This is a genomic window from Deltaproteobacteria bacterium (genome assembly GCA_023382265.1).
Lineage (GTDB): Bacteria > JAMCPX01 > JAMCPX01 > JAMCPX01 > JAMCPX01 > JAMCPX01.
In genome coordinates this window covers 1-9,825 of the sequence record JAMCPX010000006.1, presented here as the reverse complement: position 1 = coordinate 9,825, position 9,825 = coordinate 1, and the positions used below count along the sequence as shown (strand labels likewise).

Here is a 9,825-nt window from a genome sequence, read left to right as displayed (position 1 = left end):
TATTCCCCCAACTCCCAGAGGGACACAGGGGGTTCGTCCAGATCCCCTAACTTCTCCCCACAAACTGCCTCACATATCCTAAATACCGGACCTTCTCGTCCTTTGTCAGGCCGAACAGGTAGTAAAGTCCCCAGTAGAAAAGACCGATAACCGCACTCTCAAGGATAAACACGAACAGCTTATGCGGTATATAGTAATGCCGTATCAGCAGTGCAAGGATGGTCGCGGGGATTATGAAGAGGAACGGCTTGATAAAGATCTTGATATATTCCCTGTGCGGCAGTCCGATGATCCTGTTCACATACCAGGGCAGGAAAAAGAGGTCAGCAGCATTCATGGTCAATCCCAGTGCAATCGGTATACCCAGCACACCGAAGCCTGCACCATAATCCTTTTCGATCCACCGTGTAAGCAGGACAGCCAATAATACATTTGTAACTGCGGCAAGGGCGTTTGCTATGGATAAGGGTTTCGGCTTTCCAATACCGAATAAAAATATGCCGGTAATAAAACCAAATATATTATGAATAAACATGACAATTGTTAAAAAGATAAGGGAAAGTGCTGCAAGATGATACCCATTCCCGACCCAAATCTCCATGATAGGATCGCTGAAGAGAATAACAACCATTGAAATAGGCAGGGATATGAGGGTAACCGCTTTTGTGATCTCTGAATAGGTAAACCTGATCTTCTCCATATCATGCACAGCCCATAGTGCAGAGAACAAAGGCAGGCTTATGCCAACTATTGAGCTGACAGTCTGAAGCATAATCCCGGATATTTTATTTGCCAGTGCATAATAGGTAACAAATTCGACACTGAGCACAGTGCCGATGATCATACTTCCGATATTGAGCAGTCCCTGTCCGGCAAGACTGTTTAAAAAGGCAAAGATGCTGTAATGATATGCTGTTTTTAACATACTGAACCGGTAAAGTTTGAGATGAAAGTGAATAAGCTTATATTTTAACACGACAAATGAGTAGCTTATAAGGAACGTCAATATAGAAAGTATAAAATTAAGCAAGAACAACTCAAGCAAGCCAAAACCGTGCTTGAGCAAAAGAATAACGGACATTGCATAGATAAGCTGCCGTGTTATGGCAATGCCGTTGGTCAGGTCGTACCTTTGATGTCCGGCAAGGCTATTGATTTGAAGACTCATAGGGAATATAACAGCAACATTCAAGCCACCTATCAGCATACCATAAAACGCAATATGCCTGTAACCGGCAGGTATCGTAAAAATCTTTGTAATAAAGGGGGCAAGACCGAATGCAACCAGCAAGCCGATAATGCCGAGCACGATGTAGGTAAAAAGTATTGTCGAACCGAAGATATTTATATTGTCCTGCTCGCGCTTTGCCTTGAATTCAGAGATGTATTTAATCACGGACACACCAAGCCCGAGATCCAGCAGGCCGAAATAGCCGAAGAATGACTGAAAAAGCGCCCACAATCCGAAGGCAACGTTCCCAAGATGATGGATGACAATCGGTGATATGAATAGACCGATGATTGCAGTTACTGCAAATCCAGTATAATTACTAAGCGCATTTTTAATCAGTGTTTTCGATAATGACATGCTTGCTTTTTTATAACAAATAAAACAGATTGTGAAGCAAATAAAAAGGTAATTGATTATTACCCTGTAAGTTGTATGCAGAATATAAAGATAATTTGCAGAACATCTGTAAATCTCCCCTATCCCTTCTTGCGCAGTTGATGGTCTGAAGATTTCCCCTTTAGAAGAGGGGAAGAAGAGTAATTATTGGATCAGTATTCATTCGCAATTTGATTGCGGATGAAAGTCGCTCTACAGGGTATTGTTTTCATCCAGCCATGCCTGGAACATCAAGATATCCCATAAGTGATACTGCCAATTGTATTTGCCCGAAAGATGCTCAAGCCACATTTTACGAATTGGCCGGGAATCGAAGAAGCCATCACGTTGCAAGCGTTTTTCATCCAATAAGTTTTCTGTCCAATCACGCATTCCGGTGCGCAGCCAGCCACCAAATGGTATAGCAAAACCCATTTTAGGACGTTCGATCAATTTTCGGGGTACATAATTATACAATAGCTGCCGCGATAGCCATTTTGTACTGCTGCCCCGTATTTTCATTGAAAGAGGGATTTGCCATACAAATTCTGCTAAACGATGATCCAGCATTGGAATGCGTGATTCTAAGGATACCGACATACTTGCACGATCCACTTTCGCTAAAATGTCGCCGGGGAGATAAGTTATCGTATCAAAATACATCATTCTTTGCGTGAAGTCGGGTATCTTGGTCCATTGAGCCTGATCTGTCAATGCAGTAGGAGGTTCATGGGAATTCAGTACTATTGAAGTCGGATCTTTAAAGTGCGAAATCAACGAAACATATATTTCTTCAGGATGCTCCATAAATAATATTTGTGCGAGTTTATATATTTTTTCTCCAGGGTTCAGCAGTTTGAATCTTTCGGGAACTACAGGGTACAGTTTTTTGAAAATGGATTCCCACGCAGAAGGTGATAATAAAGTAATTATGCTGGCGGTAGATTTTCTGAAGCCTTTCGGTATCCATCTCATCCTTTTTAGAACGTTTCGTACTATATGATAACGGTTATATCCTCCAAAGATTTCGTCGCCTCCATCTCCCGAAAGGCTGACTGTAACAAATTTCCTTGCAAGCCCGGCTACCAGCAGCGTTGGAATCTGGGATGAATCAGAGAAGGGTTCGTCATAAACAGCTGGTAACCGAGGAATAACTGCCATTGCTTCACCGGTTGTAATATAAAGTTCAGTGTGCTCCGTGCCTAGGTGTTTCGCTACTGCTTTTGCGTAAGGTGCCTCATTGTGGGTTTCTTCATGAAAGCCTATAGAAAAGGTCTTAACGGGCTTGCTGTTCTGTGCCTGCATAAGAGACACAATGAGGGAAGAATCAATCCCGCCCGATAAAAAAGCACCAAGAGGCACATCAGCCTCCATGCGCATTTTGACAGCTTCGCGCAAAAGTATGTCCAGTTGTAACATGGCTTCTTCGTCGGAACTTTGAAACGGGTTATTTACGCCGTATTCAGCTACATCTCTCATCAACCAATAAGGGGTTATTTCCGGAGCAGTTTCTTTTTTTAAAGTATTTAACGTCAGTATAGTGCCGGGAGCTAATTTGTATATGTTTCTATAGATGGAGTATGGCGCAGGTATATAATTATGACGGAGATACAGTGCAAGAGCATCCCGGTCTATCTCACCTTTAAAATCCGGATGTGCACGGAGTGCTTTTAACTCAGATCCGAATAAAAAAGTCTTTGTCATCCAGCCATAGTAGAGAGGTTTTTCACCAAACCTGTCGCGTACTAAGTACAGAGTCCGTTCTTTCCTATCCCATAGGGCAAAGGCAAACATGCCATTAAAACGTTTTATCGCCGCCTCCAGACCCCATTGTCTTATTGCTTCAAGCATCACCTCGGTATCTGAATGGCCGCGCCACGCAGTATGCATGCCTGAAGCCTCTAATTCCTTGCGGATTTGCTGATAATTATAAATCTCCCCGTTATAAGTGATTACGTAGCGGCTGCACGCAGATGACATTGGCTGATGTCCTTCGGGAGATAGATCTATAATTGATAAACGGCGATGACCAAGTGCAATGCCCGTTTCGGCCTCTACCCATACACCGTTATCATCGGGCCCACGATGACGCAAAGTGTCAGCCATGCGGGTAACCCTGGCATAGAGTTCATCGTTTTTTGCCTGGCGGGATATATCAATGAAACCTGTTATACCGCACATATATTATTATTCCGTTTTACGGAATACAAATTCATTATTTCCAAGCCCGCCACCGCATGTTTTTAATTTAGTAAGCAGAAAACCTTTCTCCTTGTAGAATTCAAAAATCTCCTCAGGTCTGGCGACCTCAAATGGATACCCTCCAACCCAGTCGACTACATCCCGCCAGGGAGACATCCCCCGATTTTTCTTATAACTACTCCATGAATAAAATGGTTTTCCTTTCAACATATCTTTCAGCATAGTAGGACCCCAAAGACGAATAAATACGGGGTATACTACCAGTAATTTAGCTGTTGTTCCCGGTAATCGATTATAGATCTTCTTTATTATCAGCCAATGGCGGCTTGTATTGCCCTGATCATTATAAATTGCTAAGAAAAGTTTGCCTGATGATGTTACCGGTAATTGAACATTTTCTAATGCTTGCCACATATTCCCCGTGTGATGTAAAACGCCCCATGAATAAACAATATCAAATTTGCCCAATGATTTAATATAATCTGTATCAAGGATAGAACCTTTCCCAATTTCCCAGTCCCGGTCATTCGGGAAATACCGGTTTTTGAGCTCAGTTGTGCATGCGACAGATGCTTGGTTAAAATCGAATGAATGGACTTTGGCACCTAATCTTCGGGCTGCAAGACTGAAAAGGCCACTGCCAGACCCGACATCGAGAAAACTTTTGTTATTCAATTTATCTGCTTCAAGCATTTGTTTTAATGATTTTTCTGCTTCTACAATGCGGTCTTCATTAAGAACCTTAAGAAAAAGGCCCCAGTTCTTGCCGAAGTTAAAACCTTTTTCTTTAATATTCTTATTTAGCTTGTCCATTTAAATCTCCTATACCGAAATAATTTCATTTTTGTCTATTAACGGTTATTTTGCGGGCAATGCAATTTACGTATGAACCTATAAATTTATCCGGAGTAAACCGCCATATCTTATCTTCAATGAACCATAGTATCAACGAACATCCTGTTAATAGTTTTAAAATAATCTTTTTTATAAACCAGGACAAAGATCCTGGGGATATCCCGTTCAGATTGCAGATACCAAAATTAAAAGGCATAAAATAATCACAATCCAATATTTCAAATCCAGATATTTTGTGAGCGTGCAACAATGAGGGCTTATCCAAAGGCATATGTATGTCAAATATGGGACGGTTGATCAGCTTCTGGATTCGTCCAATCAAGCCTGTAATATTAGGGATAATGGTCAACAGTAATCCTCCGGGCTTTAAAAATTTAGCGAATGCAGCAATACACATTGGCGTATTCTGAAAATGCTCTGCAACACCAAACGAAACCACCACATCGAAAGCTCCTATCATTGATGCTGGCGGATTAAAGAAGTCGGCACATACAATGTTACCTTTTACTCCTTCTTTGGATAATATTTCCGAAGCCTGTTGACAACCTATCTCAGAATAATCTATGCCGCTCACTTCGAATCCGAATTCATTGGAAAAATAGGGTAACCATACAGATCTGGCACAGCCTATTTCGAGTAATGCCATCCCCTGGGTTTTGATGTTGGCAAATGTTTTACAAAAGAATTCATGAAATCGTTTGTTTTTATAATCCAGTAAAGTACTCTTTTTAGATGGTATAATCGATATTTTACTTCCGATCCATACATTATCCCAGTATTCTTTATTTGTTTTATGCATTTTATGATTTCTTTAGTTCTAAACTCGATTTCCCTGCATGTTTAACTTTTTAGCTCTTGATGTTTAGTCTGTGTTACTTTTGAACGTCTGTTGTTTACCGTTTTGGCTGGTATACCGGCAACGATATCCTCACGGGCAACCTTACGGTTGACCACCGCACCGGCGGCTACGATAGCACCGGAGGCGATTGTTACGCCGTCGAGTATAACACTGTGAGATCCGATCCATACATTATCTTCAATATGGATTCCTTTTTTCTCAATCGGTTGTTTCATCATAGGGGTATCTAAATCCAAATAGCCGTGATTCGATGGAATAATTACCGTATGTGTCGCAACTCCCACGTTTTTACCGATTGTCAATCCTCCAGCTCCGTATAAAACGCAATAAGGATTAATCGTAGTCTCATCTCCTATAATTATGTTACCCATACTCGCATCTAAAATTGCACCGTCGAGTATTTGTACGAATTTTCCAAGTACTATTTTACCGGAACATACGATTTTACAATTTTCTATTCTTCCGTGTTTACCGATTTTTAACATAAATGGGTATCTTATGTCGGCTTTTAGAGAAACGCGAGCTCTCCATCGCAAGGAAAGGTAAATAGAAATCAATACCCTGGGGGCAGGTTTTTGGAGTAATTTATAATAAATTTTTTTGATGAGTCTTAACAAATGGTTCCTATCTGTTTGTTTTAATTAAAAAAAATGCTCTGCCATCATAACCGGCAATTGTTACTTTATTACAACCATGACATCCCTCATAACGCGGGATATTTTTCCTTTGATTATTATAGTTAATCAATATACTATGACTCCATCAACAAACTTATAATAATGTACGTGGTTTAGTCAATTGTAATAAACATAGATAGGATTTGACATTTACTGTGAAAGTATTCTCAGATACAATAATATTTATAGTATAGATTTAAAATGTTAAATAATCAAGAATTGAAAAAGCACAAAAAAATAGCCATTATAATTCCTACTTTCGCAGGAGGTGGGGCTGAAAGGTTTGCTTCGAACCTGAGTCTTTCCTTAAGTAACAAAGGGGATATTGTAAACATACTGTATGAAAACCGGATCGTTTACCCTTACGGTGGAAAGCTGATAACCATCGATAGCCCTCCGGCATCCAACATCATTGATAAGTTCTATAAATTGATTTCCAGGAAATCAAGGATTAAAAAAGTAAAAAAAGAAGAAAATATCGATGTTTCTATCAGCGTTATGGAAAGCGCAAACGTTGTCAACATCCTGACAGCCGGTAAGGACAAGACCATTATCAGCACACGTTCTTTCAAAGCCGTGAGTAAGGGAACAAGGAATTTAGATGCGCTCGTTTATAAGCTTCTTATGAGACAGCTATATAAAAGAGCAAATATGATAGTCTGTGTGTCTGCAGTTATCGCCGATAGTTTAATGAAGGATTTCAACGTACAAAAGAAAAAGGTAAGGGTCATTTATAATCCAGTCGACACCCTATCCGTAGAAGCACTCTCAAAGGAAAGCACCGGTAAATTCGATGGAATCTTTAAAAAACCCGTGATCATCAATGTAGGAAGGTTGACAAAAGCAAAGGGGCAATGGCATCTGATAAAGGCTTTTAAAAAAGTAAAAGATACGATACCTGATGCGAAACTGATGTTTGTAGGAGATGGAGAATTAAAGGATAATCTTCTTGATCTCTCCCATGCCCTTGGTTTAAAGGTCTGGAGTACCTGGACAGGTGGAGAGCCTTCAGATAGTTATGATATTTACTTCCCCGGATTTCAGAAGAACCCGTTTATGTTTATGGCAAAGGCATATGTATTGGCATTTCCTTCATTATGGGAGGGTTTTCCGAATGTGCTGGTCGAGGCAATGGCATGCGGCAGTCCCATCATCTCTTCGGATTGTATATCAGGGCCACGGGAAATCCTGGCTCCTGATACGGAGCCTTTGTATCAAACCAATAAACCGGAATATGCGCTCTATGGCGTTCTGATGCCTGTATGTGATAATAAGATAAACATCATTGATAGCCGCTTCACGCCGGAAGAAGAAACATGGGCTGGGGTAATCATACAATCATTAAAAGATGAAAAATTTAAAAAAAAATATATAGGGCTTGCAAAAAAAAGAATTTTAGACTTTAAAATAGAGAGCATCGCAAAGCAATGGGATGAAGTTATAGAAACCATAATGAAGGAAGCATAAATCAAGGATGAATAATCAATCTCATGATAGAGAGAAGATAGCAATAGTGTTGCCGTCGCTTCTTGGAGGCGGGGCTGAACGGAGTGCGCTCATAATTAATTAGTCATGAGCTTGGAAAATACGGGTTAGAAGTACATTTGCTTAAATTAGAACACGGAACCATGTACGATATTCCTGATACAATTATAATTCATACATTGTCGTCGTGGCATGGTAAGAATAATTTTCGTCGAATGAAATATCTCTATATGCCAATGCAGGTATACAGACTTTTAAAATATTTAAAAAAACACAGAATCAAAATAATAGTAAGTTTTCTCCAGCGGGCTAATATTATAAATATAATGTTAAAGATCGTCTATCCTCATTATACAATTACAAATGTGCGAACGGTCTTGAGCAAAGCTTATAATCGGAATGGAGTCCTGCCAAGAATAAAATATTTGCTTCACAGATCTCTTAATTTCTCAAATACTATAATCTGTAATTCTAATGGGATAAAAAGTGATCTTATAAAGAATTTTAATATTTCTGCAGATAAAATAAAGGTTATATATAATCTCTATGATATAAAAACAATAAAGACTTTATCGCAGGAACCACTTGATCCGGAATATAATGAAATATTTAAAGTATCCGTTGTTATAAATGTAGGTAATCTTTTTACACCAAAAGCACAGTGGCATCTTATACGCTCATTTGTAAAAATTAAAGAGACAATAAAAGACGCAAAACTTGTAATAATTGGCCAAGGTAATTTGGAAGGATATTTGAAGCAACTCTCAAAAGATACAGGATTTGAGAAAGATATTCATTTCCTTGGTTTCCAGAAGAATCCTTTCAAGTTCGTATCCAAAGCAAAAATATTTGTATTGTCATCTTTATGGGAAGGTTTTCCAAATGTACTGGTAGAGGCAATGATATGTGGAACGCCTGTTATTTCAACTGATTGTAGGTCCGGTCCTAGAGAAATACTCGCACCAAATACGGATCCATTTTTTGAAACGAGGAATATGGAATATGCACAATATGGTCTACTTGTCCCCGTTATGGATACGAGAAGATATAACGTAAATGAATCTATAACAAGAGAAGAATCAATATTTGCTGATGCAATGGTAACAATGTTAAGCAATGATCAACTGAGAGCTGATTATGCTTCACGATTAAGTTCAAGAGTAATGGATTTCGAGCAAGATAAAATAGTAAAAGCATATCTTGATACCGTCATTTTACATTAATTTTTAAGGTCTGAAGTTGAATGTTTTTGGTTTTGAACCTAATCCAATTACCTACAATAAATGTATGAAAAATATTAGTCTGAATGATTTTTCTAATATTAAAGTGTTCAATATGGCGCTTGGAAACGAATCAAAAGAAAAAATCTTAATTGTTCCCTACGGTAGAAATATGGGAGGAGCTTATCTAACATCAATAAATTCATCCGATGGAGGAACTAAAGTTGCTATGAACATGCTTGACAGTTTTGTGATGGAGAATCAAATATCCAAAATTGATCTTATAAAAATAGATGTTGAAGGATACGAGTTTAATGTTTTGAATGGAGCTAAAGAATCAATTAAAAAATATAAACCAAAATTATTTATTGAAGTTGATGATAACCACTTACAGAGACAGGGCATCTCGGTAAAGGAACTGATAGAATTTATCAGTACTTTTGGCTACTTCATAATTAAAGCAGATACAGGCCAAGAGATTACAAAAGATTATAATTTCAAGAATGTTCATTTTGATATAATATGTCGAATACCAAAATAACATTTTTTCTTATTCCTTTTAGGAAAGTATATAGAAAGTCTTTTGACTTTGTTTCAAGGTTTGTGTCTATAATGAGAGTGTTACATCTCAAAATAAAATATCCGACGTTGTCCATCAATTTTGGCACAAAGATTGGTAGAAATTGTCAGATTATAAGTACTGATAATTCAAAAATGGTACTAAAGAACGCAGTTATCGCTAATTGCGTTATTTTGAGAGCAGATAATGGAGGAAATTTACAAATTGATAATTCGAGCATGTCAAGTTTTTAGTTGAAATTGTCATAGTAGCTTCCGTCCTATTTCCTGTGTCCTTTGCCGGTAAATCGCTCAAATTCACCTCCCTCTTAAAATATGACTTCATAAAATCAATTCTGCGCC

8 protein-coding genes are annotated in these 9,825 nt (G+C 38.6%); 3 read left to right on the top strand and 5 right to left on the bottom strand.

The window, feature by feature from the left end:
* Nucleotides 1–46 precede the first annotated feature (46 nt).
* The 5 genes from M1381_00860 to M1381_00840 form a co-directional block, all read right to left on the bottom strand.
* Entirely contained in the window at nt 47–1,588 is a 1,542-nt protein-coding gene (locus M1381_00860) for an oligosaccharide flippase family protein (GenBank protein MCL4477640.1), read from the bottom strand.
* A 231-nt stretch (nt 1,589–1,819) separates the two neighbouring features.
* Nucleotides 1,820–3,787, bottom strand: coding sequence for an asparagine synthase (glutamine-hydrolyzing) (gene asnB, locus M1381_00855; protein ID MCL4477639.1), 1,968 nt, complete (start codon nt 3,785–3,787; stop codon nt 1,820–1,822).
* 6 nt (nt 3,788–3,793) lie between these two features.
* Nucleotides 3,794–4,621 carry a class I SAM-dependent methyltransferase gene (locus M1381_00850; protein ID MCL4477638.1) on the bottom strand — a complete coding sequence of 276 codons (828 nt, stop codon included), beginning with the start codon at nt 4,619–4,621 and terminating at the stop codon, nt 3,794–3,796.
* A 25-nt stretch (nt 4,622–4,646) separates the two neighbouring features.
* Nucleotides 4,647–5,462, bottom strand: a complete 816-nt coding sequence (locus M1381_00845) for a class I SAM-dependent methyltransferase (GenBank protein ID MCL4477637.1) — start codon at nt 5,460–5,462, stop codon at nt 4,647–4,649.
* A 41-nt stretch (nt 5,463–5,503) separates the two neighbouring features.
* The gene (locus M1381_00840; protein MCL4477636.1) at nt 5,504–6,007 is read right to left on the bottom strand and encodes an acyltransferase; all 504 of its coding nucleotides are present in this window, start codon (nt 6,005–6,007) and stop codon (nt 5,504–5,506) included.
* A gap of 393 nt (nt 6,008–6,400) precedes the next feature.
* On the opposite strand from M1381_00840, the gene M1381_00835 reads away from it, so the two are divergent.
* From M1381_00835 to M1381_00825, 3 genes are all read left to right on the top strand, one after another.
* The gene (locus tag M1381_00835) at nt 6,401–7,666 is read left to right on the top strand and encodes a glycosyltransferase (GenBank protein MCL4477635.1); all 1,266 of its coding nucleotides are present in this window, start codon (nt 6,401–6,403) and stop codon (nt 7,664–7,666) included.
* Nucleotides 7,667–7,803: 137 nt separating this feature from the next.
* Nucleotides 7,804–8,907 (top strand): glycosyltransferase, encoded by a 1,104-nt coding sequence (locus M1381_00830; protein MCL4477634.1) that lies wholly within the window; start codon nt 7,804–7,806, stop codon nt 8,905–8,907.
* A 64-nt stretch (nt 8,908–8,971) separates the two neighbouring features.
* Complete coding sequence (locus M1381_00825; protein MCL4477633.1) at nt 8,972–9,445, top strand: FkbM family methyltransferase; 474 nt, start codon at nt 8,972–8,974, stop codon at nt 9,443–9,445.
* The last annotated feature ends 380 nt before the right edge of the window (nt 9,446–9,825 follow it).

What these genes read in the sequence shown, in the direction of transcription:
- M1381_00835 (MCL4477635.1), top strand. Translation starts at nt 6,401, where the DNA reads ATGTTAAATAATCAAGAATTGAAAAAGCACAAAAAAATAGCCATTATA.
- M1381_00860 (MCL4477640.1), bottom strand. Translation starts at nt 1,588, where the DNA reads ATGTCATTATCGAAAACACTGATTAAAAATGCGCTTAGTAATTATACT.
- M1381_00845 (MCL4477637.1), bottom strand. Translation starts at nt 5,462, where the DNA reads ATGCATAAAACAAATAAAGAATACTGGGATAATGTATGGATCGGAAGT.
- M1381_00840 (MCL4477636.1), bottom strand. Translation starts at nt 6,007, where the DNA reads ATGTTAAAAATCGGTAAACACGGAAGAATAGAAAATTGTAAAATCGTA.
- asnB (MCL4477639.1), bottom strand. Translation starts at nt 3,787, where the DNA reads ATGTGCGGTATAACAGGTTTCATTGATATATCCCGCCAGGCAAAAAAC.
- M1381_00850 (MCL4477638.1), bottom strand. Translation starts at nt 4,621, where the DNA reads ATGGACAAGCTAAATAAGAATATTAAAGAAAAAGGTTTTAACTTCGGC.
- M1381_00825 (MCL4477633.1), top strand. Translation starts at nt 8,972, where the DNA reads ATGAAAAATATTAGTCTGAATGATTTTTCTAATATTAAAGTGTTCAAT.